The following is a 24,209-nucleotide window of genomic DNA, read 5'->3' as shown; positions in this document are numbered from 1 at the left end:
TAACCTGTTGCAGGGGAATTTCAAAATACATCGGGAGGATAAAGTTTGGCGAGCGAACTAATTCGCGACCTTGGGTCGGAGGGGTCAAAACTTGTGTCTTCAGGCTGTGGCCCGCTGCTGGCCTTGCCGCAGGATGATACACGCCCGCTGCGCCAACAGGTGTTTGAACAGGTCCGCGCGAACGGACAGATGCCGCGCATGGATGTGGCGCGCAAGCTCAATATCAGCCCCGGGTCGGTGACCACCATCACCTCTGATCTGATCGCGCGCGGTCTGCTGCAAGAGGTAGAGGACAGCCAGCGCGGCCCCAGCCGTGGCCGCCCGCCCATTGCCCTGCGGGTCGCCCCGCAAAGCCGTTTCGTTGTGGGTATGAAGCTGTCGGACGAACGCCATACCGCGGTATTGCTGGATCTTGCAGGCACGATCATCGCAGAGGCCCATGTCGCTAGTGCGTCGCTGCGGCAGTCTACCGAAGATATGTTGTCCGAAGTCAGTTCCCTCATGGACAGGCTGTTGCTGAAATCCGGGCGTGTGATGTCCGACATCAGCGCGGTGGGAATCGGCTTGCCCGGGCTGGTGGATGCGAGCCTCGGGATCGTGAAATGGTCGCCGGTGATGCTGGACACGGACATGCCGCTGCGCGATCTGCTGTCGAAAACGCTGGGGCTGCCGGTGTCCTTGGACAATGACACCAACCTTCTGACGCTGGCCGAACTTTGGTTCGGGGCCGGTCGGGGGATTTCCAACTTTGCCGTGGTGACCATTGAACGCGGCGTCGGCATGGGGCTGGTGCTGAACAACCGGCTGTTCCGCGGCGCCCTTGGCCCGGGGATGGAGTTGGGCCACACCAAGGTGCAGTTGGACGGCGCCCTGTGCCGTTGCGGGCAGCGCGGCTGTCTTGAGGCCTATGTCGCCGATTACGCCATTATCCGCGAGGCAGGCACCGCGTTTGAACGCGACCCGCGCGCCGAAAGCTCTGCCGTGTCGATGATCGAAACCCTGTATGACGAGGCGAACGCGGGCAACGAAGCCGCGCTGGCGATCTTTAACCGTGCCGGACGGTTCCTGAGCGTCGGGCTTGCCAATATCGTGCAGTTGTTTGACCCCGAACGGATCATTCTCAGCGGCGAACGGATGCGCTATGACTATCTGAACGTTGACGATGTGCTAAGCGAGATGAACTCTATGATCCTACCCGCAGGCCGCGCGCCGACCCCTGTCGATATCCACGCTTGGGGCGGGTCCGTCTGGGCGAAAGGGGCCGCCGCACTGGCCTTGTCCGATGTGACCGACGCCCTGCTGGGGGAGAATGCTGCGTGATCCATCGTTTGCTGGCGGCAGCCTGTGTTTTTGCCTCTGCTGCCCATGCCGATCCGTTGTTTCAGGACATCAGCGCGGGCCTGCCCGACCACCATTATACCGGCGGGTGGGAACATTTTGTCGGCGGCGGAGTATCGGCGTTTGACTGTTCGGGCGACGGGCTGCCCGATCTGGTGGCCGCAGGTGGCACCGCGCCGCTATTGCTGCTCAAAAACGTCTCTGACACGGGGGAAATCGCCTTTGAACGGGCTGTGATCGACCCCGAGATTACGGGGGCCACGGGGGCCTATCCTGTCGATATGAACGGTGACGGGCTGCTTGATCTATATGTCATGCGCGTCGGGCCGGACCGCGTGCTTCAAGGCGGCGCGGATTGCCAGTTCACCGATGTGACAGAGGCATGGGGCATCCCGCAAACCGATCAATGGACCACCGCCTTCACCGCCTGGTGGGAGGATGGCGCATCCTTTCCCACGCTTGCTATCGGCCATTATGTTGACCGCGCCAATCCCGACGGGCCGTTTGGCGCCTGTGATACCAACACGCTGCTCAGGCCCAAGGGCGGCACCGCGCCCCGCTATACCGCGCAAGAGCTGTCGCCGGGGTATTGCGCCCTGTCGATGCTTGCCGCAGAGGATGCGCGTGGGCTCAAATCTCTGCGAATCTCCAATGATAGACACTATTATATCACCGGCGGGGCGGAGCAGATGTGGGATATCGCTGAACAGCGGTTCCTGACCGAAGCGGACGGCTGGGCCAAAGTTTCGCTATGGGGGATGGGGATCGCCAGCCGTGACCTGACGGGCGACCAACGGGACGAGCTGATGCTCACCTCTATGGGGGACCAACTGATGCAGGTGGCGCAAGGCGACGGCAGCTATCGCGGCGCGCCCTATGACATCGGCACCTATGCGCAGCGTCCCTATGTGCCCGGCGATGGCCGCCCGTCTACCGGATGGCACGCCAGTTTCGCCGATGTGAACAACGATGGCCGCGCCGATCTGTTTATCGCCAAGGGCAATGTCGACCAGATGCCCGGCATGGCGATGCGCGATCCGAATAACCTGTTGATCCAAGGGGAGGATGGCCGTTTTACCGAGGTTGGTGACACCGCAGGTGTGGCCGATATCGCGCGGTCACGGGGGGCGGCACTGGCGGATTTTGACGGCGACGGGCTGCTGGATCTTGCCGTGGTGAACCGGCGCGCGCCGATGCGTATGTATCGCAATGTGACGCCCGAGGCAGGCCGCTTTGTGCGCATCGCGGTGCGGGGCGCGGGCGGCAATCGCTTTGCCGTGGGGGCGCGGGTGATCGTGACGGTGGGCGACGCCGTGCAAAGCCAGCAGATCACCCTTGGCGGCGGTCATGCGGGGGCGGTGCTGGCACCGCTGCATTTCGGCATCGGCGACGCGGCAGAAGCATCGGTGCAGGTCCGATGGCCCGATGGCACGCAAAGCGACCCCATGCGCGTGACAGCAGGCGATCAGATCACGGTCACGCAGCCCGATTGATCAGGGCGCACCGCCCACGGCCAGCCCGCTTGGCACCGTGTCAGGGATACCCAAGCGTCCCGACAGCGCCTGCGGGTCATCCAGACTGCGCAAGAAAGACACTAACGCGGCGATATCACCGGGGTTCAGCCCTTTGGGCGCGCGGATCATCGCGGCTTGGGTGATGGCATCACGGGCGGCGGGGTCGTCCATCTCGCGCCAGTCATCCCCGTCCAGCGGCGGCAGGCGCACCCCGTTCCTGTCAGCCGCGCCGGGGGCAAAGCGTTTCGCCGCGCGGGCCGGGTCCATATGATCGCGCAAGAACTTCTCTATCTGGCTGTGCCCGCCCGCATGCCCCCAAGGGCCGGTCTGCATCACATTGCGCAAGGACGGCGTGCGAAACGCATAGGCATCGGCCCCATTGCCGGTCACACCCATACGCCCCGTATCGCGGGTGTGGGTTTCAAACACGGCCGCCTTGCCGGGGCCAAGCTGCGGTGCCCCCATCGCGTGAAAACTATGGTCAGTCTGGAACGCCCCCGCGTGGCAGGTGCTACAGCTCGCCTCGCCATAAAACAGCGCCATGCCCTTTTGCGCATCGGCGTCCAGCGCGGCTGACGGATCGCGCAGATAGGCATCAAAGGCAGAGCTGTCTGACCGCCATTCATGGGCCACAAAGACGGCAATCGCGTTTGAAATATCGGTAAATCCGATGTCGTCGGGCGTGGTGATATGATCATAGACCGATTGGAATCGCTGCGCGTAGTCGGGCAGACCCGCCACCCGTCGCGCCAGAATATCCCACGCCCCGCCCTGCGCCGTGATCAGACCCTGACGCACGGCTTTGGCAACGTCATTCTCCATATTCTGGCCGGCCATCTCGTCGGGGCTGAGCACCGGAAACATGGTTTGCGCCGACAGCAATGACGCAAAACCGTCAAGCATATCGTCGTCCAGCGGCGTGCGGAAACCGGACGGCATCCCGGCGTCAACCTCGATCCGGCCATCGTGGAACAGAACGGTGAATTCCTTTGCGCCGAGATTGAACAGGGCAGGCGAATTGCGCGGGATGCGGTGGGGCGGCATGTTGTCGGGATCCCCGCGCCGTTCCAGCCCCAGCCCGACCCCACCTTCGCCCAGACCCAATGATACGCCATCGCTGGTGGCAAAATCAGGGTGGTGACAGGTGGCGCAGGCGATATTGCGGTTGCCAGACAGGATCGGATCATAAAACAGCAACTGCCCGAGGATCGCCTCGTCCAGATCGACGGGCGCAAAGCTGGCCGGATCAACGGGATCGGGCAGCGGCCCCGCGACGCCAGGAAACGGCGCAAGACAAAGGGCGAAAGCGGTGGCGAGGGCGGTCTTCATCCTCGCAGTTTTGCGGAAAAACCGCTTCGGTACAAGCGTTTGACGCGGGGCGAGCCGCAATCAAGACATGCCGAAAACCGCACAGACAAACGCAGGCGGGAAAAAATTCTTTTGCGCGCGTCAAAACCGCTTTAGGGTCTGAAACAAGGCCGGAAACATCGGTCAAATCAACGGTTGGAGACCACGAATGGGCAAAAGAGATGAATGGATCGCGAAATATGCCGACGATCTGCAAACAAAATGCGGCATGACGCCAGATATGGACCTGCTGACGAAAGTGACCATCGGTTGCGGTCCGTCGATCTATAACGCTGACGCGCAGACCATCGCCGCGTCGCAGGAAAGCGAGCTTGAGCTGGTCAAGAACAACTTCCTCATCAAAAAGCTTGGTCTCTCGGATAGCCCCGAGCTGATGGACGGTATCCACAAAGCCGTAGAGACCTACGGCAAATCCGAGCGGAACAAATACCGCGCGGTGGTCTACTATATGCTGACCAAACACTTCGGCAAAGAATCCGTTTACGCGTAAATCTGACGCTGTCGAACTGAAAACGCCCGCTTGGTTCAGCGGGCGTTTTTATGTCCAAAGCGTGTATCTAAAGCGTATAGTAGGCTCTAGGGTTTGGTGTTTCCAAGGGCGCAGATCGCGCTCCATTGCTCTGATGTGACAGGCTGGACAGACAGACGCGGGCTTTTGACCAGCGGCATATCATCGAAGCGGCCATCGGCCTTGATATCGTCCAGCGTCACCGGTTTTTCAAACGGGCGCACGGCTTTGATATCGACACATTCCCAGCGTGCGTCCTCGGTCGAGCTATCGGGATGCGCGGCGGCGCAGACCTCGACAATGCCGACAATCGCGCGCTCGCCTTGCGAATGGTAGAAGAACCCCAGATCGCCAACCGCCATCTCGCGCATGAAGTTGCGCGCCTGATAGTTGCGCACGCCGTCCCATTCCTCGCCCGCGTCCCCCTTGGCGACCTGATCCGGCCAGCCCCAGGTCGAGGGTTCGGATTTGAACAGCCAGTAGGCCATTACCCGATCACCCGGTTCCACGGGATCAGTTGCACATCGGCGAACAACCCGGCCTTGGCATAGGGGTCATTGTCGGCCCAATCCTGTGCCGCGGCTTTGTCGGCGACATCCAGAATGACCAAAGACCCGATCATATCGCCGGCATCATCCAGCAGCGGACCGGCCTGGGCAACGACGCCCGTGGATTTCAGATACTCCACATGGGCGGGGCGGTTTTCCTGACGCACGGAAAGCGCGCCAGCTTTGTCTTTGGCAATAAGGGCAACCAGCATGTTATTCTTCCTTTAAAGGGCGGGTCAAAAGCGCTTTCATCGCGCTTGCTACATCTAAGCGGTTCTCGACCAGACCTGCAACGGCGGCGGTGATCGGCAGATCCAGCCCGTTGTCATGGGCCAGCGCATCGACCGCCCGCGCGGTGGCGGCACCTTCGACGGTGGTGGCGCTGTCAAAGGGCTCCCCCCGGCCGAGGGCCAGTCCCAGCCGGTAGTTCCGCGATTGGGTCGAGGTGCAGGTCAGCGTCAGATCGCCAAAACCGGACAGGCCCGCCAAGGTCACCGGATCCGCGTGGTGATGCGCGGCGAGCCGCTGCATTTCGGCGAAGCCACGGGTCATCACGGCAGCGCGGGCGCTTTCGCCTAGACCGGCCCCGATTGCGGCACCGCAGGCGATCGCCACGACGTTCTTTAGCGCGCCCCCCAGTTCCGCACCCACGGTATCAGAGGTGCGGTAAAGACGCAGGTTTGCCGTTGTTAGGCTCTGTTGTAGGGTCGCGCAGGTGGTTTTATCGGCGCAAGCAAGGGTCAGCGCCGTGGGAAGCCCCCGCGCAATATCCGCGGCAAAGCTTGGCCCCGTTAGGATCGCTGCGGTCGCATGGGGCAGCACCTCGCGGATCACGGCGACAGGGCCAAGGCCGGTGTTCAGCTCGATCCCCTTGCAACAGGCGACGATGGTCTTGCCGTCCAATGCGGCAGCGTGATCGCGCAGAAACCCGCGCAGCTTTTGCATCGGGACAGCGGCGAGCAAGGTCTGCGCCTTGGCGGCCTCTGCCAGATCCTCGGTCACGAACAGGCCTTCGGGCAGCGGGCAACCGGGCAGGCGGGCGGTGTTTTCACGGCTTTGCCCCATGCCCTGCGCATGCCGCGCCCATAGCGTCACCGCGCCCTTACCCGCCAAAGAGATCGCCAACGCAGTGCCAAAGGCACCGGCCCCCAGAACGGCAATGCTCATGCTTTCGCTCCTTTTTTGCCGCTGCCCAACATGGCGGGCTGGCGTGTGTCCAGAGGCCAACGCGGGCGGGCCGATAGGGTCAGATCATCGGGCGCGCGCAGCTGGCTTTGCTCGATCGCGGCAAAGGCGATCATCGCGGCATTATCGGTGCACAGCGACAGCGGCGGCGCGATAAAGGCGCAGTCTACTTCGGCTGCAACAGTCTCTAACCCGTGGCCTATTGCCTTGTTCGCGGCCACACCACCTGCCACACAAAGGGTGCGCACATCAGGCGCATGGTCCAGATATTTCCGCAAGGCGCGGCGGGTCTTTTCGGCCAGTACATCGGTAACGGCAGCTTGGAAACCCGCAGCCAGATCGGCCTGATCCTGAACGCTCAACCCGCCTTTTTCGTCGATCACCTTGTCCCGCGTGCGCAGCACCGCCGTCTTCAACCCCGAAAAAGACATGTCGCAATCGGGCCGATCCAGCAGCGGGCGCGGCAGGGCAAAGCGTTTGGGGTCGCCCGCCTTGGCCGCCTGTTCAATCGCGGGGCCCCCCGGTTGCGGCAGTGAGATCAGGCGCGCCACCTTGTCAAAAGCCTCGCCCGGCGCGTCGTCGATGGTGCCGCCCAAGCGTTCAAACCGGTCCGGCCCATGCACCAGCAGGAACTGGCAATGCCCGCCGGACACCAGCAACATCAGGTAGGGATAGGGCACATCATCGGTCAGCCGTGGCGTCAGCGCATGGCCCGCCAGATGGTTCACGCCATATAGCGGCTTGCCCGTCGCGGCCGACAGCCCCTTGGCGCACATCACGCCCGACAGCACGCCGCCGATAAGCCCCGGTCCCGCGGTCACGGCGAAACCGTCAACATCCGCCAAGGTCAGCGCGGCCTCGGCCAGCGCCTTTTCGACGCAAAGGTCCAGCTTTTCCGCGTGGGCGCGGGCCGCGATTTCAGGGACGACACCGCCGAAAGAGGCATGAAGCTCGGTCTGCCCCACAACGACAGAGGACAGCACGAGGGCGCGTTGCCCCGGCAGCTGACGCACCAGTGCGGCGGCGGTATCATCGCAGCTGCTTTCCAATCCAAGAAGTAACATGGCTGTTTCCGTTGCAAGGGTGACAGGGGCCAAGTAACACCTTGGGGCAGGTGGAACAATCCTTGGGGCCCAAGCGTCAGATGACAAAACCAGCGTTGATCCTGACCCGCCCTGCGCCCGCCTGCGTGGCGTTTGCGGCCAGCCTGCCGGATGCGCTGCTGTCGCGGGTGCGGGTAGTGATCAGCCCGTTGCTGCAAATTCGACCGACCGCCGTACCTGTTGATCTGGGCGGCATCGGCGGGGTGATCTTTACCTCGGCCAATGGCGTGGCGCATGGCCCGGCGGGAGACACCCTGCCGGCCTATTGTGTGGGCGAGGCGACGGCGCAGGCGGCTGCGGCCAAGGGCTGGCAGGTCGCGTTTCACGCGCCCGATGCTGCGCATTTGCTCCCGATGATCAAGGCACATCGCCCCGCAACGCCCCTGCTGCATCTGCGCGGCACGCATCAACGCGGGGATATTGCCGAACGGTTAACGCAGGCCGGTCTGCCGACACGCCCTGTGGTGCTTTATGACCAGCGGGCGCTGCCCCTGACGCGTGACGCCCAAGCCGCGCTGGCAGATGGCCCGTCGATCGTGCCGCTGTTTTCCCCGCGCACCGCCGCGCAATTCGCCGATCAGGCATGTGAAACGCGGCGGGCTACCATCATCGCGCTGAGCCCCGCCGTGGCCGAGGCGCTGGACCGCACAGTGGTTCAGCAGATGCTCATCGCCCCTGAACCAACCGCCACGTCACTGCGTTTTACGCTTGAAACTGCGGTGGATTGGAACAGGTTAGCTTGAAGGTCGACCTAGATGCCGTCTAAGGTTGTGCAATACGTCTGATATCAGGTCAGAATCGGAAAGGTTTTTAAGCGTGGCGAAAGCGAAAACACCCAGTTCAGGTGACGACACCCCGAAGACATCTTCGACATCAAAGGCGTCTGCTGCCGCCGCCAAGCCGAAGACCACAGCCAAAAAAACCGGATCGTCCACCGCGGCAAAACCGGCTGGGACAACGGCGAAGCCATCAACGGCCAAGCCCAAGCCTGCGGCCAAGACATCTGCTGCAAGCGCGGCGAGCGCCGATAAAACCGCGACGGGTAAAGCAAGCGATGACAAAGCGAGTGCCAAACCGGAAAGCGTGAAAACCACCGACACAGCATCGGGTGCTGCGAAAGCAAGCGACGCCAAAGAGGCAACGACACCCGCCGTGAAAACGGGGGGCAGTGATACAGCGGCCAAGGCTGTTACGCCCGCGGCCACCGCGACCGCCTCGACGTCTGCCAAACCCGAGACGAAGCCGAACGACGCGAAATCCGATGCAAAGCCAGACGCGAAAGATGTAAAGCCGGACACGGCCTCTGATAAATCGGCAACACCCGCGCCCAAGCCCACAACGTCAACCGCATCGACCACAACGGCGAAACCGGCCACGCCGACCAAGACGCCGCCCCCCGTCACGCCTGTGGCAGAGCCTGAAAAGCGCGGTAGTGTCTTTTGGCCGATGCTGTTCGGCGGGATCATTGCGGGCGGGATCGGCTTTGCCGTGGCGGAATATGATTTGCTGGAACAGGCGGGCCTGCGCCCTGCGGACACCTCGCAATCTAGCCTGACCGACACGATCGCCGCGCAAGAAGCACGGATCAAGGCGCTGGAAGAGACAGACCCGGCCCCCGCGCCCACCGACGACGCCGCCCTGCAAGAGGTTCAGGCGCTGGTGGCCGAACTGGCCACCCGTGTGGATGATCTGGGCAACCGCCCCGCGGCAGAGGCTCCGGCCCCCGTCGATACGTCAGCCTTTGAAGAGGAACTGGCGGCGCTGCAATCCTCGGTCGAGACGCAGCGCGATGAAATTCAACGTCTGCTCGATAATGCGCTCAGCGTAGAGGAAGCGACGGCGCAAGCCGCACAGGCCGCGACGTTGCAATCCGCCTTGGGCCGGATCGTATCTGCCGTCACAACCGGCCAGCCCTTCGAGGCAGAGATCGCCGATCTGCAAGCCAATGGTATTCAGGATGTCCCGCCGGCCCTTGCCGATACGGCGGCCACGGGCGTTGTCACCGCCGCCAATCTTCAGGACCGTTTCCCCGATGCGGCACGGGCATCGCTTGCAGCGGCACGTGCGGCCTCGCCTGATGTGGACGGGGGCGGCATCGGCGGCTTCTTCAAGCAGCAGTTGGGGGCGCGGTCGGTTGCACCGCGTGATGGGGATGACCCCGACGCGATCCTGTCGCGCGCCGAAGCCGCAATGCGCGACGGGCGTCTGGCCGATGCGCTGGCAGAGGTGAAAGCCCTGCCGCCCGAAGCCCAAGAGCCCCTGTCCGAATGGCTGTCTGATGCGCAAGCGCGCCACGACGCCCAAGACGCCGTACAGACATTGACACAACGCCTGACGGCGAACTGAGGAACCTGATTTATGCTTTGGTCACTGATTAAGATCGTTGTGTTCGTTGCGGTGATTGCCGCCATCACCTGGGGCGCATCGTTCTTGCTGGAAAGCTCGGGCGGGTTGCAGGTCACCGTGATGGGCACCGAATACAGCTTTGGCCCGCTGCAATCCGTCATCGCCGTGGTCCTGCTGATTGTCGCGGTCTGGATCATGCTCAAGATCTTTGCGCTGCTGGTGGCGGTCTGGCATTTCCTGAACGGCGACGAAACCGCGCTGTCGCGCTATTTCGACCGGAACCGCGAACGCAAAGGCTACGAGGCGCTCTCTGAAGGGCTTATGGCGCTGGCCAGCGGCGAAGGGCGTCTGGCGATGGCCAAGGCCGCAAAGGCGGATAAATACCTTGAACGTCCCGACCTGACCAATCTGCTGATCGCGCAGGCTGCAGAAATGGCGGGCGACCGTCGCAAGGCGGAAGAGACTTATCGCAAGCTGGTCACCAACGAACGCACCCGTTTTGTCGGTGTGCGCGGGATCATGAAACAGAAGCTGGCCGAAGGCGACACGGAAACCGCGCTGAAGCTGGCCGAGAAAGCTTTTGCCATCAAACCGAAACATGCCGAAACCGGTGATGTGCTGCTGAAACTGCAGGCCGAGAAAGAAGATTGGGCCGGTGCGCGCCAAACGCTGAACACCAAGCTCAAGAACGGCCAGATGCCGCGTGATGTGCATAAACGGCGCGATGCCGTGCTCGCCCTGTCCGAGGCGAAAGACGTCATTGCCGAAGGGAACAGCATCGAAGCCCGCGAGGCCGCGATCGAGGCGAACCGCCTGTCCCCCGATCTGATCCCCGCAGCCGTGATGGCGGCGCACGGTTATATCGATCAGGGCAAACCGAAATATGCGGCCCGCGTGCTGAAAAAAGCGTGGGACGTACAACCGCACCCCGATTTGGCCGGTGCCTTCGCCGCGATCCAGCCGGACGAGACCCCGAAAGAGCGGCTCAAGCGGTTTACCACGCTGACCCGCGTGCAGCCGGACCACCCCGAGACCAAGATGCTGCTGGCAGAGCTGAACATCGCCGCCGAAGACTTCCCGCAAGCGCGCCGGTCCTTGGGGGATCTGGTCGAAACCGACCCGACCGCGCGTTCGGTCACCTTGATGGCGGCCATCGAACGGGGCGAGGGGGCCTCTGATACCATCGTCAAAGGTTGGCTGGCACGGGCGCTGACCGTATCGCGCGGCCCTCAGTGGATTTGTGACAACTGCCAACATATCCACGCGAGCTGGAAGCCGATCTGCGAAAACTGCCACAGCTTCGATACGCTGGCGTGGAAAACCCCGCCCATGTCCGAAGTCGCCATGCCCGGCGGTGTGCAGATGCTGCCGCTGATCGTCGGCGCACTAGAGGATAACTCGGGCGCGGATGCCAAGCCGCCTGTCGCCACCCGCGCCGATATCGAGGACGCAGAGTTGATCGACGACACCCCCGCAGGCGCCGTCGATCCGGTTGAAAAACCAGCGACCCAGCCCGAGAAATAGCGCGGGGCCCAAAGGTGAACGAAAACAAAGGCCGGCACGTATTGTGTCGGCCTTTTGCGTTGCAGCTTATGTCTAACCTGCCTTTTGGTGTCTTATCGGATGACGGGGCTGCCGCAGGGGCGTATGTCTGTGACACGACTATTGCAAAGGATATGCCCCATGCCCGCTGATGATTTTGTATTCCCCCCCGCGCCACAGGCCAGTCTGGCTGTGCAGGGCACCGACGCCCGTTTTCCCATGCGCCGCATCTTCTGCGTGGGTCGCAATTACGAGGCGCACGCCCGCGAGATGGGCAAAGATCCGACGCGTGAGGCGCCGTTCTTTTTCACCAAACCCGCCGATGCGGCGCTGGATACGCCTTGCACCATCCCCTATCCGCCCCAGACAGAGGATCTGCACCACGAGATCGAGCTGGTGATCGCCATCGGCAAAGGCGGGCGCAACATCGCGGAAGCTGACGTGATGGATCACGTCTGGGGGGCTTCGGTCGGGATCGACCTGACCCGCCGTGACCTGCAGGCAGAGGCGAAGAAAGCCGGTCGGCCATGGGATTGGGGCAAGGCCTTTGACAACTCCGCCCCGATTGCCGCGCTGAAACCTATCGCCGATGTCCCGTCTGTGGAACAGGGGCGCATCTGGCTTGCCGTGAACGGTGAGGTGCGGCAGGACGCCGATCTGGCCGATCTGATCTGGTCAGTGCGCGAACATGTGGCGATCTTGTCGCAGTCTATGGCGCTGGCCCCGGGGGATATCATCATGACAGGCACACCAGCCGGTGTCGCCGCCCTTGTGGAAGGGGATTTCGTGACCGGCGGCGTTGACGGGATCGCGACGCTTGAGGTGACAATAGGCCCCCGCACCTGAGCCCCAGCATCGCCCCCGCGACAAAAGCGCCCGTTGAAATCACGGGGGCGCCCCCTAGGTTACAAAATGATTCATACATATGGGAAATCGCAATGAAACATCTCTATAGCGCTCTACTGGCCACCGTGATCGCGGTTCCGGCCCTGGCAGACAGCCATAGCATGGGTGACGCAGACGCCGGCGAAAAGCAGTTCGGCAAATGCAAAGCCTGCCACATGATCGTGGACGACGCTGGCGAAACCTTCCAGCGGGGCGGCAAGGTCGGTCCGAACCTTTACGGTATCATCGGCAAGCAGGCCGGCACCGTCGAAGACTATCGCTACGGCGATGATCTGGTCGCCGCTGGCGAAGCCGGTCTGGTCTGGGACGAAGCCAATATGGCCGAATACTTGCAGAACCCCACCGATTTCCTGCGCACCACACTGGATGACAAGAAAGCCCGTTCGAAAATGTCGTTCAGAATGCGCAAAGGCGGCGAAGATGTTGCGGCCTATCTCGCGACGTTCTCTCCCGAAGCCGAGGCCGCAGCAGACGCGCCCATGGCCGACGATGCAGAGGCCGAGAAAACCGAATAAGCGGCTCTAACCCGCCTAATTGGCCCGCGTTTCCAGAAGGGGAGCGCGGGCTTTTTTATGAGCTTAGCTATTCAGATCAGACCAGCAGGGCAGCAGATCGCCCGCCGCCGGTGTCGCGTGATAGGCTGCCCGCGCAATTGCCCGCGCCAGACACAGTGACGCGGCATGGCCGATCAGCGGCAAAATGCTCTCGGCAACCTCATGCGCGCCGGTGCTCAGGCCAAAGACCAGATCACCGTCATAGGGGGTGTGCGCAGGCACCGTAGCCCGCCCGATCCCGTCATGGGCCGCAACGGACATCCGCTGGCATTGCGCCTTTGTGAGGGTCGCATTCGTCGCGACAATAGCGATCGTCGTATTTTCGCGCGGGGACATCGACGCCATCTTGCGGCTTTCCATCGTCATCCCCAGCCCCGTCGCCGGGTCCGAGCCCATGCCGCCGAACTCTGCATCCACCTCGAAGGGGGCGGCGTAGAAGTGACGGTCACCCGGCGTGGTGACGGCCCCCACCGGATTGGCTGCGACCAATGCGCCGACTATTGTCCCATCGGGCAGTTGCAGTGACGCGGACCCCAGCCCGCCTTTCACCATCGCGCTCAGCGCGCCGGTGCCCGCGCCGATGGTGCCAAGCGTGAAATCCTCAGCCGCGGCATCATAGGCGGCACGGCCCAAGGCGCGGTAGGGGTTCTCTGCCCAGGTCTTGTCACCGCCGTTCAGCAGGTCGAACAGGATCGCCCCCGGCACCAGCGGGATCGTCGCATCGCCCAGCCGGAACCCGCGCCCCGCCGCGCGCAGCCCGTCCACCACGCCCGAACAGGCATCCAGCCCGTAGGCCGACCCGCCCGACAGCACCAGCGCATCCACCGCGGCGACCGATTTATCGGGGGCGAGCAGATCCGTTTCGCGCGTGCCGGGAGCACCGCCCATCACATGGACAGAGGCGGTAAAAGGGGCATCCGCCAGCAGCACCGTCGTGCCGGATTTCAGCGCATCGTCCTGCGCGTTTCCCACCCGAAGGCCGGGCACATCGGTGATCAGGTTTCTGGGTCCGGGTTTCATAGGGCAGGGCCTTTGGTTGGTGCGGGACGCTCCGCGGGGAGTTTATTTGGCAAAATGAAGCAGGGGCATCACAGATCCGGCAAACGGGGCGCGGCGGCGAGGAGCTTTTGCGTGTAAGGGTGTTGCGGGCGATCAAAGACGTCGGCGGTGGCGCCTTGTTCGACAATCTGCCCCGATTTCATCACCAGCACCCGGTCCGTGACCGTGCGCACCACCGACAGATCATGGGAGATAAAGAGATAGGTCAGGTCATAGGCGCTGCAAAGCTCTGCCAGCAGATCAAGGATCTGCGCCCGAACCGAGACGTCGAGCGCGCTCACCGCCTCGTCAAAGAGGATGAGGTCGGGGCGGATGATCAGGGCGCGGGCGATGGCAATGCGCTGGCGCTGCCCGCCTGAAAATTCGTGGATGTATTTGGTCGCATCTTCCGGCGACAGCCCCACGGCGGTCAGCGCATCGGCGATGGCATCGCTGCGGGCGCGGCCCTTGGGCGGGTCGGGTAGCAGGTGGAACGGTTCGGTGATCAGCCGGTCTACGCGGTGGCGCGGGTTGAAGCTGCCGAAGGGATCCTGGAACACCACCTGCATTTTGCGCCGCACGGCAAGATCGGGTTTGCTGCCGCTATAGACCGCTGCACCGTCCAGCGTGATGCTGCCCGATTGAACTGGTTCCAGACCCAAAAGCGCCCGTGTCAGGGTCGATTTCCCGCAGCCGCTTTCGCCGACGAGGCCAAGGCGTTCGCCTCGTTGCAGGGTGAAGGACACGTTGTCGACGGCGCGGAACCGACCCGGTTTGCCGAACAGCGTCTTGCGCGGCAGGGCGTAATCGCGGCTCACGTTTTCCACCTTTAGCAGCGGTTGCGGAGGCGGGGCGGCAGGCAGGGCGACCGCATGGGTCGAGGCGGCAAACAGCATCCGCGTATAGGGGTGGCGCATGGTGTGCAGCAGGGTGTGTGTGTGCCCCTGTTCGACGATCTCTCCCTTGCGCATGACGATGATGCGGTCGGCCATATCGGCGACCACCGCCAGATCATGGGTGATCATCAGCAGCCCCATCCCGTCCTCCCGCGCCAGCGATTTCAACAGATCAAGGATCTGCGCCTGGGTCGTGACGTCCAGCGCGGTGGTCGGTTCATCGGCGATCAGCAAGCGCGGCCGCAGCGCGATCGCCATCGCGATCACCACCCGTTGGCGTTGCCCGCCCGACAGCTCGTGCGGGTAGCGGGACAGGGGAAAGCGGTCATTTGGCAGGCCGACCCGCTCAAGCGTCTCGGCGGCTTGGCGGGCCGCGGCGTGACGTGACACAGTTTTGTCGTGGATACGGATGGTTTCCGCCACTTGATGGCCGATGGTTTGCACCGGGTTCAGCGCCGTCATCGGTTCCTGAAACACCATGCCGATGTCATTGCCGCGGATCGCGCAGAGCTCGGATTCAGGCAGGGCCAGCAGGTCTTGATCCCCCAGCATGATATGACCGCGCGCCTGCGTCCCCTTGGGCAGCAGTTGCATCGCCGCCAGCGCGGTCATGGATTTGCCCGACCCGCTTTCGCCGGTGACGGCCACGATCTCTCCGGCGTCGACACAGAGGGTCACGCCTTGCAGGATATTGAACCGGTGGATCGCCACCGACAGGTTGGTGATGCTAAGCAAGCTCATATCCGGCGCACCCGCAACCGTGGGTCCAGCGCATCGCGCAGCCCGTCGCCCATCAGGTTCAGCCCCAGCACCGTCAGGATGATCGCGAACCCCGGCACCAGCGCCATATGCGGGGCGATGCTGACCATGGTCTGCGCATCTGCCAGCATCCGCCCCCAGGACGGCGTCGGCGGCTGCGCGCCCAGTCCGACATAGGACAGCCCTGCCTCGGCCAGAATGCCGAGGCTGAACTGGATCGTCCCCTGCACGATCAACAGATTGGTCACATTGGGCAGAATATGTTCGACCGAGATCCGCGCCGCCGATTTACCAGCGACCCGCGCGGCGAGGATGAACTCTCGCTCCCACAGGCTAAGCGCGGCACCACGGGTGATGCGCGCAAAGACGGGAATGTTGAAGATGCCGATGGCGATGATCGCGTTCACCGCGCTGGCCCCGAAGATCGCCGTGATCAGGATCGCGATCACCAGCGAGGGGAAGGCAAAGACCAGATCGTTGCCGCGCATGATGATCTCGTCCACCAGCGACCCGCGTTTGGCTGCCGCCCACAGACCAAGCGGCACGCCAAGGCCCATGCCGATGCCCACCGCCACCAGCGCCACGGCGATAGAGGTGCGCGCGCCGACCATGATCATGCTCAGGATATCGCGGCCAAAGTGATCGGTGCCCAGCAGATGCGCACCGCCGACCCCTTGCAGCTTGTTCGGGATATCCATCGCCGTATGGGAAAACGGCGTCCAGACAAAGGATACAAGCGCGGACATCAGAAAGACCGAGGTCAGCAGCGCGCCAAGGATCAGGTTCCGGTTCATGCGCGCGCCCTCAGACGCGGGTCAACCGCCGCATAGGCCAGATCCACAAGGAAGTTCACCACAATGACCGAGAAGACCAGCAGCATGACCACGGATTCCACCACGATCAGATCCCGCGCCGAAATGGATTGAAACACCAGCCGTCCAAGCCCCGGCAGATAGAACACCTGTTCGATGATGATCGACCCCGCCAGCAGGAACGAAAATTGCAGCCCGATGATCGTCAGCACAGGGATCAGCGCATTGCGTAACCCGTGCCGCCACAGTGCTTGTCTTTCGGTCAGCCCTTTGGCGCGGGCGCTGCGCATATAGTCTTCGCCCAAGACATCCAGCAGCGCAGACCGCATGACCCGCGCCAGAATAGCCGCCTGGGGCAGGGCCAGCGCAATGGCGGGCAGGGTCAGGGCGTGCAGCCCCGTCAGCACGCCTTGATCCCAGCCGACAAAACCGCCGGCGGCGAACCAGCGCAGGTTGATGGCGAATATCAGCACAAGGATCATCGCGAACCAGAAGTTGGGCACCGCGACCCCCAGTTGTGTGGCCCCCATGACCCCCATATCCCCGGCTTTGCCACGCCGCGCCGCCGCATAGATCCCCGCGGGAAAGGCGATCAGCGTGGACAGCCCAAGCGCGTACAGCGCCAGTGGCAGGGACACCCAAAGCCGCGCGGCGATCATCTCGGACACGGGGGTGCGGTAGGTATAGGAGGTGCCGAAATCCCCCTGCAGCAGCCCGCCGACCCAAGCCAGATAGCGCGCCGGTTTCGATGCATCGAGCCCAAGTTCACTGCGCAAAGCAGCAAGCGTTTCAGGCTGCGCATTCATCCCCAGCATAAAAGAGGCCGGGTCACCGGGGGCAACTTCGATAACGGTAAAGATCACCAGCGACGCAACAGCCAGGCTGATACAGAGCGAAAGCAAACGTTTGAGCGTGTACCGGATCATGCGGCCGAAGGTAGGCGCGCAAATCAACAGCGTCCAGCGCAGAAAAACCTTTTTAAGGCGAGCGGGTTACCCGTCGCTCTCTTTTTGGTGAAGCGATTAGTTTTGGGGCAGGGGAACCAATTCGCGCTGCACGGGGTTGGGTACTCAGAAACGAGAATTTAGGAGCTTAACGATGACCAACACATTTAAGACACTCGCTATTGCCGCCCTTATGGGTACCGTATCCGCACCAGCATTTGCTGCCGCACATGCTGACACCTCGATGACATGCGCCGAGTTCAACGAACTGTCGAAAGACGATCAGATGATGGTGGCTTCCGCTGCGATCGCAGAGATCGATGATGGTGACAACGGCGGTTCCATGGGCAACTCCGGCCGTGACACAGGTGATACAACCACCACCACTACTGTAACAGCAGCCGAAGCGACCGACGATGAGCCTGAAGAAGGTTCGCTGGAAGGTGACCTGAAAGCTGTGGACGACACCGGTGGTAACACTGCTGAATCCAACATGACAGCAGAGCCAATGGACGAAGCCGCGATGGAACAGTTCATGGTTGTATGTAACCAGAACCTTGACGCCACCGTAGGTGAGGCCGCTGCTGGTCTGCCAGGCGACAAATAAGAGTTAACCCTTTAGGGTTTTGCGGGCGGGTGCAGAAATGCGCCCGCCTTTTTCATGCGATACAGCCTACGATGCAGTGACGATACCGCGCTTTAGGGTCAGGCGCGGGCCTCTGCCGTTGTCACTGTGTTACGGGTCCGAATTGCCTTGCTCGCCTGTTGCCGGGCCAGATCAGCGCTTGCCTGCAGGATCAGGCGCGAGGGGGCCTTACCCTTGCCGCGCGCAGGCAAGCCGTGCTGGTTCAACACCTGTTTCTTCTTCAGGAACACGCGTGCTGTAGGGCCATAGACCTTGGCGACTTCTTCGCGGTTGACGCGCCCTGTGCCCAAGGCGGGCAGTACCTTGGAGAATGCCGCGCGATGCGGTTTGCTCATCTGGTCCAGCGCCATCGGGCCGGGGTAGAAGCTTTCCGACGGGACGTTCTCGGCAAAGATCACCTGATGGTCGTCGAACATCAGGTGAACGTAGGTGACCGATTTCTTGCCCTTGGCGATGCGCACGCCTTTGGCCGCGTCGGCAAGGTGTTTGGCGCGGGCAAAGCTATCGCCGCTCTGGCCGACCAGAACACCATGTTGCTGCGAGACCAAGAGATCCCGTTCGGCACCGAAAGTACCACGTTTGATCAGCACGGGATGCAGATGTGATCCCTTTTGCATTTGTCCGGCATCGTAAGACCGCGTGTTGATCCAGCGGATTTTCTGCGGGCCGTTGTCCATTGTGGTGACAAGATCGCCGACACGCAGGTCTTCGACCAAGACATCCCCGCGCGGCGTGCGGATGGCGGTGCCTTTGCCAAAGCAGACAACGCCGGTGTTGTCATAAGTAAAGTGCTGCGCCTGCACGCCGATGAACTTCAGCGACCCATCCTCGAACTTGGAATTATAGGTGTAATCCGTGGTCTCGAAGTTGGACTGATCCAGAATGCCATTGTCTTCATAGTCAGCGCGCAGATCGAAGATCTTGTCGTAATAGCCGCTTAGATCAATGAAATCATTATTGGTGGTGTCGTCGTCATCCAGCGGGCCGGTATTGCCCGCGTTGAAATCGGTGATCGTGTCGTGACCGCCGGAGTAGACGAATACGTCATCGCCGTCGCCGCCTGTCAGCTGGTCATCGCCCTGACCGCCGTCCAGCGTATCATTGCCGTCGCCCCCGATCAGGGTATCGCGGCCCGCGTCGCCATGTAGATTGTCGTCGCCACCGCCGCCGTCGATTGAATCATTGCCGTCGCCGCCGGACAAGCTGTTGTCCTTTGTCCCGCGCGCGGTGATGGTGTTGTCTTTGCTGTCGCCCTTGACCGACGCGGCAGAGTTCTCGAGCGCGACGTTTTCAAAGTTCAGCAGATCGCCACGGTCGCTTCCTGCGTGGTCCAGCCGGCTGGCGGCAAGATCGACGGTATGATCCGCCCCCAGCCCGCTGCCCGCGACATAGGTATCGATGCCATCGCCCGCGTCGGTGACGGAGTTCGCGTCGTCCGTTGTGGTGCCCGCCTCGCGGATGATCCGGTCGTCGCCCGTCCCGGCGTCGATGTCATAGGCGCCATCACCAACCTTGATCGTGTCATCGCCTGCGCCGGTATCAACCGCGACACCGCCAATGCTGGCATCCACATAATCCGATGAATTGGTCAGAACCAGCTTTTCAATCTCGGTGAAGGAAACGCTGTTGGGGCCTTCAGTCGCGGTGCCCGCCTCTGCGCCGGTATAGGTGACCGAGACACCGTTGCTCAGCGCGTCGAAGGTGACGACATCATAATCCTTGCCGCCTTCGCCACCGGCGATTTTGTCGGTGCCGAAATCATCTTCCATGACAAACAGATCGGCGTCATCCCCGCCCGACATGGCATCATTGCCAGTGCCGCCCGCGATCGTATCGTGGCCCGTGCCACCCTCGATCCGGTCGTCACCGCTGCCGCCGGACAGGCTGTCATTATCCGCCCCACCAGAAAGGCTATCATCCCCACCGTCGCCATAGATCGTATCGTTGCCAGCCCCACCGTCCAGCGTATCATTGCCGGCATCGGTCGCGCTGATGGTCGACATCTTGAGGTCGCCAACACGGATCGCGTGGCCAGTATCATCGGGGTCGTGGTTGTTATACTCGATCTCGATCCGCGAAACGGGGCCCGCGATATCGACCTGCAGGAAACCCGTCTTGGCATTGGTCGTGCCCCGCCCCGCATCCGTGCTGATGGCACGGCCGGTTTCGTCGTTCACGTCCAGCGTATCGCTATTGCCCGCCGTCAGATTGACAGGGATAAGATTGCCGTCGGCGTCATAGGCCCGCACGATGACTTCATCCACGAAGCCATAGGCCTGATCGATGTCGAAAATACCGAAGGTGACATTGCTCACCTCGTCCGACACGCCGCTATCCAGCGACGAGAAGTCGATGCTCATCTTCGCGGTATTCGGGTCCGACCCCGCCGCACCGCCAAGGATATGGATCGACGAACTGTCGCTTAGTTCGTTGTAGTCATACAGCGGGTCGTTCCGCTCCATCGTGGCAGAGCGGAAGTTCTCCCCCTGATCCACCGACATCGTGACCTGGATATTGCCGGACGAGGTGACCCCGGTGATACCACCCGTGACGCTAACGCCGTCCTCGATATTCTGGTTGGCCCAAGAAAACGTCGTTTCTTCGGTGGTGTCGGCGTCGCCGTGGATGCGGTCGTCGCCGTCATTGCCTGCGATATAGTCATTTCCCGCGCCGCCCAAAATCGTGTCATCGCCCGACCCGGCCGAGATTTTGTCGTTGCCCGCGCCCAGCTTGATCGCGTTGCCGCTGTTGTCCACCTCGTCCGCTTGCGCGTCCGTCGATCCCACACGCATGGAATCATCACCCGACGTCCCATCAACGGTGCCATCCGGCGCAACATAGTCGGCATCGACGCGGCTGGCGTACATCATCGACTCGTTTGAAGAGACAGTGTTGAACGTGATGGAGTCGATGGGCCCCGCCTCAAGCGCGGATTGGTAATCGGAGGAGCTGGCAGCCGGCGCAAGAAACAGGTCGCCGTTGGTGGATTGGAAGACAATCGCCGTCACGGTCGCCTGGGAACCGTCGGCGTAGGTCAGCGTCGCGGCATAGGAGGCAATGGCGTCAAAGTTCTGGCTGTTGCCATCGTTGATGCGGAAGGTGTCAGACCCGTTTTCCCCGCTGTTATCAGTAGAGTATGTGCCGCGTGCAGTATTTCCATACCCCCGCGCCCCCGGAGAGAAGGATTTGATGTTGTTGTAAAGCGGGCTGTTGGCACCCCCAAAGGTTTCCCCCTCCAGCGAGCTTGCGTTTTCGCTGATCTGGTTTCCCTCGGTCGTATCGATACGACCGACATTCCCAAGGTAGAAAACGTTAAATCTGGTTGCCATTGTTACAGCCCTCAACATCTTTGAACCGGTGGCAGGCCTGTGGCCCGCGTCCTGTGTATTGTTGTGGGTACGGGGACAATGTGGCGTCACTTTGACCGGAAACAAAAACAATGTGGCCATGTTTCTATGCTTTTGATCGAAACAATACACAGTCTGGTAAGGATCAACGCCAAACGCACAGCGTGGAAACGCGGGGGCAGGGCCTATGCGCCGCGATGTGATCAAATGGTCTAAAATGCCGGGTATTTAGAGATGTGACCGAAGTGCACGGTAAAAGCGGCGTGAACTTGCAGCGGCCATAGGGCGGGCTTGCTGAAGGTTGACCGCAGAGGTTTTGCCCTAGTCGACTGAAAATAATAGAGTTTATCTGTCTCTCCCCCCTCGGGGCTGACCTCTTGCTCGGTTTAAACCCATCGGGCCACAGGGCGCCCCTGACCCTGTACCGCGCCGCCATGCAGACTCCGCGCCTCAATTCCGCCGCATGAATGCCGCCGCAGCGCCTCAAGCCTCTGTCGAAGGTGAATGCACCCCCAGCATCCCCGCCGGGTTCATCAACCAAAGGAGCTTTCCGTGTCACATCATGCCCCCCCCGAGCCCAAGACCGGCCTTTGGCATATTACCGGTGCCACGATGGCCGCGATGTTCTGCTTGTTTGCGCTGCTTGGGGGATGGGCCGCGACAACACAGATTTCGGGGGCGGTGATTGCGACGGGGCAGATCGATGTGGCGGGCAAGCCCAAGGTGATCCAGACGGTGGATGGCGGCGTATTGGCAGAATTGCCGGTCCAGAACGGGGATATCGTCAAGGCGGGGCAGGTCTTGGCGCGGTTTGATGCCACGATCTTGCAGATTGACCTGCGCATGGCGCGCGCCCGTCTGGCCGAGGCAGCGGGCCTGCGCGCCCGTCTGGAGGCAGAGCGTGACGAAAGCCCCGCCCCCCGTTTCGATGCCATTGATCTGCCACCAAAAATCGGCGCGCTGGATATGACGCAAGCGCAGGCAGGGCAGGCCGCGATATTCGAGGCGCGGGCCCAGATGCGCGCGGGAATGCGCGCCCGCATGGCCAGTGATCTTGCCGATGTCGAAACCCAGGCCACGGGCCTTAACGGTCAAATCTCTGCGCTGGAACAACAACTGGCCATCCTCACGACAGAGCTGCGCAGCCTCACGCGCTTGGTTGAAAAGGGGCTGGCCCCGCAGGTCCGTTTGTCGCAACTACAGTCCACGCGGGCCGGTTTGCGCGGTGACCTTGCCGCGCGGCGGGCGGATCTGGCGCGGTTGATCCACCAACGCTGGACGCTCAAGCTGGAAAGCCTGCAAGCCGATCGCCGGTTTCAGGAACAGGTCGCGCTGCAACTGCGCGAGGTCACTGCCGAAGTTCAGGAACTGACCCTATCGATCCTCACCCGCCAAGCGCAGCTTGACCGTATTGCCATTCGGGCACCCGTCGACGGGATGGTGCATGAACTGCGCGCCACGACCGTTGGCGCGGTTGTCGGGGCGGGTGCGACCTTGATGGATATCGTGCCGCAGCAGTCAAAGTTCGAATTCGAGGTGCAGGTCGATCCGCGCTCGATCAATCTGGTACGCTATGATCAGCCCGCCACCCTCGTGCTCACCGCCTTTGACCCGCATACGACCCCGAAACTGACCGGCAGCGTTTACAGCATCTCTCCGCAGGTGGTGGTGGACCCGCGCAATGGCGGCAGCTTTTATCGGGTCATTCTGGATATCCCCCGTACCGAGCTGGACCGTCTGCCAGCCTCCGTCCGTTTGGTCCCCGGTATGCCGATCGAGGCGTTTTTGAAGACCAAAGACAGGACCGTGTTGAGTTATCTGGCAGAGCCTATCAGCAGCCAGTTGCGCCGGGGGTTCCGCGGCTCCTGAGACCTCGACGTTAGCGAAATCTTTACCATCTTCCCGTCTTAAGAGGGGATGAACACACCGTCCGCCCCACCCGGCATCACTGTCGTGATCCCCCATCTCAACCAACACAACGCCCTTGCGCGTTGCCTTGCCGCGCTGGACGCCGGAACGCAGAAGCCGGTCGAGGTGATCGTCGTCGACAATGGCTCCGCCCGGTCACCGCAAGGAGTTGTTAACGATTACCCATGGGTATCCCTGATCCATCAGCCGATCCCCGGCCCCGGCCCCGCACGCAACCTTGGCGCGGCGCGGGCACGGGGCGATGTGCTTGCCTTTCTGGACGCCGATTGCCTGCCCGACGCGCATTGGCTGGCGCATATTGCCGCGCATATGGCGCGCGATCCCCATACGATCCTTGGCGGTGATGTCCGTATCGAACGTAAAGGGCGCAGGCTGGACCCCGCGACCGCATATCAAGCGATTTTTGCTTATCGGATGGACCGCTACATCGCGCAGCAGGGGTTCACGGGGACGGGCAATCTGATCGTGCATCGCAAGGTGTTCGACGCGGTCGGCCCGTTCAAGGGCCTCCACCATGCCGAGGACCGCGACTGGGGCCAGCGCGCCACCTGTGCCGGATATCGCATAGGCTTCGCCGCCGATCTGCTTGTCTATCACCCGCCGCATACGGCGACGGGCCTGCGGCTGAAATGGGACAGGCAGCTTGCCCATGACTGGGCGCGCTGTACCGGCCTTGGCGGCCGGATTCGGTGGGCGATAAAGGCGCTGCTGCTCGTTCCGTCACCGTTATGCGCTGTGGCAGAGGTCGCGACCAGCCCCCGCATCAAGGGTGCGCGCAACCGTGTGATGGCGTTGATCGGGCTGACGTCTATCCGGCTTTACCGCACGCGACGGATGTTGTCGCTGCTGCGGGGCCATGACCCCGAACGGCTTTTGCACCGGTGGAACCGCATTGACCTGCCCTGACATCAGATGCGCGACAGGGG

Annotated in this window: 22 protein-coding genes; 11 read left to right on the top strand and 11 right to left on the bottom strand. The window is 62.2% G+C overall.

Going from position 1 to position 24,209, the window contains the following annotated elements; translation table 11 throughout:
- Window positions 1-93: 93 nt before the first annotated feature.
- Entirely contained in the window at window positions 94-1,320 is a 1,227-nt protein-coding gene (locus EE36_RS06740) for an ROK family protein (protein ID WP_005850700.1), read from the top strand.
- On the top strand, window positions 1,317-2,831 hold the full coding sequence (locus tag EE36_RS06735; RefSeq protein WP_005850698.1) for a CRTAC1 family protein: 1,515 nt from the start codon (window positions 1,317-1,319) through the stop codon (window positions 2,829-2,831). Before EE36_RS06740 ends, EE36_RS06735 begins: the two co-directional genes overlap by 4 nt.
- Here the strand turns inward: EE36_RS06735 and EE36_RS06730 are convergent, their stop codons facing one another.
- A complete protein-coding gene (locus EE36_RS06730) occupies window positions 2,832-4,181 on the bottom strand; it encodes a cytochrome-c peroxidase (RefSeq protein WP_005850693.1) in 1,350 nt (449 codons plus the stop codon). It abuts the gene before it with no gap.
- 187 nt (window positions 4,182-4,368) lie between these two features.
- Between EE36_RS06730 and EE36_RS06725 the strand changes: the two genes are divergently transcribed.
- Window positions 4,369-4,710 (top strand): DUF2853 family protein, encoded by a 342-nt coding sequence (locus tag EE36_RS06725; RefSeq protein WP_005850691.1) that lies wholly within the window; start codon window positions 4,369-4,371, stop codon window positions 4,708-4,710.
- An 86-nt stretch (window positions 4,711-4,796) separates the two neighbouring features.
- On the opposite strand, the gene EE36_RS06720 is transcribed toward EE36_RS06725, so the two are convergent.
- The 4 genes from EE36_RS06720 to tsaD are packed head-to-tail and all read right to left on the bottom strand — an operon-like array spanning window position 4,797 to window position 7,525.
- Window positions 4,797-5,216, bottom strand: a complete 420-nt coding sequence (locus EE36_RS06720; protein ID WP_005850690.1) for an EVE domain-containing protein — start codon at window positions 5,214-5,216, stop codon at window positions 4,797-4,799.
- The gene (locus EE36_RS06715; RefSeq protein WP_005850688.1) at window positions 5,216-5,488 is read right to left on the bottom strand and encodes a YciI family protein; all 273 of its coding nucleotides are present in this window, start codon (window positions 5,486-5,488) and stop codon (window positions 5,216-5,218) included. The genes EE36_RS06720 and EE36_RS06715 overlap by 1 nt, the downstream gene beginning before the upstream one ends.
- Window position 5,489: 1 nt before the next feature.
- Window positions 5,490-6,443: an NAD(P)H-dependent glycerol-3-phosphate dehydrogenase gene (locus EE36_RS06710; protein ID WP_005850685.1), complete on the bottom strand. Its 954-nt coding sequence runs from the start codon at window positions 6,441-6,443 to the stop codon at window positions 5,490-5,492.
- Window positions 6,440-7,525: a tRNA (adenosine(37)-N6)-threonylcarbamoyltransferase complex transferase subunit TsaD gene (gene tsaD / locus EE36_RS06705; RefSeq protein ID WP_005850684.1), complete on the bottom strand. Its 1,086-nt coding sequence runs from the start codon at window positions 7,523-7,525 to the stop codon at window positions 6,440-6,442. The genes EE36_RS06710 and tsaD overlap by 4 nt, the downstream gene beginning before the upstream one ends.
- Before the next feature lie 80 nt (window positions 7,526-7,605).
- Between tsaD and EE36_RS06700 the strand changes: the two genes are divergently transcribed.
- On the top strand, window positions 7,606-8,307 hold the full coding sequence (locus tag EE36_RS06700; RefSeq protein ID WP_254655556.1) for a uroporphyrinogen-III synthase: 702 nt from the start codon (window positions 7,606-7,608) through the stop codon (window positions 8,305-8,307).
- Here the strand turns inward: EE36_RS06700 and EE36_RS17680 are convergent.
- Window positions 8,299-8,664 carry a hypothetical protein gene (locus EE36_RS17680; RefSeq protein WP_254655555.1) on the bottom strand — a complete coding sequence of 122 codons (366 nt, stop codon included), beginning with the start codon at window positions 8,662-8,664 and terminating at the stop codon, window positions 8,299-8,301. The two genes, EE36_RS06700 and EE36_RS17680, sit on opposite strands and share 9 nt — an antisense overlap.
- On the opposite strand from EE36_RS17680, the gene EE36_RS06695 reads away from it, so the two are divergent.
- The 4 genes from EE36_RS06695 to EE36_RS06680 all read left to right on the top strand — a co-directional run bounded on the left by EE36_RS06695 (window position 8,648) and on the right by EE36_RS06680 (window position 12,873).
- Window positions 8,648-9,910: a COG4223 family protein gene (locus tag EE36_RS06695; protein ID WP_254655554.1), complete on the top strand. Its 1,263-nt coding sequence runs from the start codon at window positions 8,648-8,650 to the stop codon at window positions 9,908-9,910. The genes EE36_RS17680 and EE36_RS06695 overlap by 17 nt on opposite strands.
- Before the next feature lie 12 nt (window positions 9,911-9,922).
- On the top strand, window positions 9,923-11,434 hold the full coding sequence (locus EE36_RS06690; RefSeq protein ID WP_005850678.1) for a heme biosynthesis protein HemY: 1,512 nt from the start codon (window positions 9,923-9,925) through the stop codon (window positions 11,432-11,434).
- A 159-nt stretch (window positions 11,435-11,593) separates the two neighbouring features.
- Window positions 11,594-12,298: a fumarylacetoacetate hydrolase family protein gene (locus EE36_RS06685; RefSeq protein ID WP_005850676.1), complete on the top strand. Its 705-nt coding sequence runs from the start codon at window positions 11,594-11,596 to the stop codon at window positions 12,296-12,298.
- A gap of 92 nt (window positions 12,299-12,390) precedes the next feature.
- Window positions 12,391-12,873, top strand: a complete 483-nt coding sequence (locus EE36_RS06680; protein ID WP_005850674.1) for a cytochrome c family protein — start codon at window positions 12,391-12,393, stop codon at window positions 12,871-12,873.
- Window positions 12,874-12,936: 63 nt separating this feature from the next.
- Here EE36_RS06680 and EE36_RS06675 read toward each other — a convergent pair whose 3' ends face one another.
- The 4 genes from EE36_RS06675 to EE36_RS06660 all read right to left on the bottom strand — a co-directional run bounded on the left by EE36_RS06675 (window position 12,937) and on the right by EE36_RS06660 (window position 17,343).
- Entirely contained in the window at window positions 12,937-13,932 is a 996-nt protein-coding gene (locus tag EE36_RS06675) for a P1 family peptidase (protein WP_005850673.1), read from the bottom strand.
- A gap of 68 nt (window positions 13,933-14,000) precedes the next feature.
- Window positions 14,001-15,587: an ABC transporter ATP-binding protein gene (locus EE36_RS06670; RefSeq protein WP_005850670.1), complete on the bottom strand. Its 1,587-nt coding sequence runs from the start codon at window positions 15,585-15,587 to the stop codon at window positions 14,001-14,003.
- Window positions 15,584-16,399, bottom strand: a complete 816-nt coding sequence (locus EE36_RS06665) for an ABC transporter permease (protein ID WP_005850668.1) — start codon at window positions 16,397-16,399, stop codon at window positions 15,584-15,586. Before EE36_RS06665 ends, EE36_RS06670 begins: the two co-directional genes overlap by 4 nt.
- A complete protein-coding gene (locus EE36_RS06660; protein ID WP_037965886.1) occupies window positions 16,396-17,343 on the bottom strand; it encodes an ABC transporter permease in 948 nt (315 codons plus the stop codon). Before EE36_RS06660 ends, EE36_RS06665 begins: the two co-directional genes overlap by 4 nt.
- Before the next feature lie 172 nt (window positions 17,344-17,515).
- On the opposite strand from EE36_RS06660, the gene EE36_RS06655 reads away from it, so the two are divergent.
- Window positions 17,516-17,968 (top strand): hypothetical protein, encoded by a 453-nt coding sequence (locus EE36_RS06655; RefSeq protein WP_005850664.1) that lies wholly within the window; start codon window positions 17,516-17,518, stop codon window positions 17,966-17,968.
- Window positions 17,969-18,066: 98 nt separating this feature from the next.
- Here the strand turns inward: EE36_RS06655 and EE36_RS06650 are convergent, their stop codons facing one another.
- On the bottom strand, window positions 18,067-21,336 hold the full coding sequence (locus EE36_RS06650) for a Hint domain-containing protein (protein ID WP_005850661.1): 3,270 nt from the start codon (window positions 21,334-21,336) through the stop codon (window positions 18,067-18,069).
- Between the two features lie 570 nt (window positions 21,337-21,906).
- Between EE36_RS06650 and EE36_RS06645 the strand changes: the two genes are divergently transcribed.
- Window positions 21,907-23,223, top strand: coding sequence for an HlyD family type I secretion periplasmic adaptor subunit (locus EE36_RS06645; RefSeq protein ID WP_005850659.1), 1,317 nt, complete (start codon window positions 21,907-21,909; stop codon window positions 23,221-23,223).
- A gap of 48 nt (window positions 23,224-23,271) precedes the next feature.
- Window positions 23,272-24,189 (top strand): glycosyltransferase family 2 protein, encoded by a 918-nt coding sequence (locus EE36_RS06640; protein WP_005850657.1) that lies wholly within the window; start codon window positions 23,272-23,274, stop codon window positions 24,187-24,189.
- The last annotated feature ends 20 nt before the right edge of the window (window positions 24,190-24,209 follow it).

This window comes from Sulfitobacter sp. EE-36 (genome assembly GCF_000152605.1).
GTDB lineage: Bacteria > Pseudomonadota > Alphaproteobacteria > Rhodobacterales > Rhodobacteraceae > Sulfitobacter > Sulfitobacter pontiacus.
The sequence above is the reverse complement of the archived record's forward strand: the minus strand, read 5'-3'. Positions and strand labels throughout refer to the sequence as shown.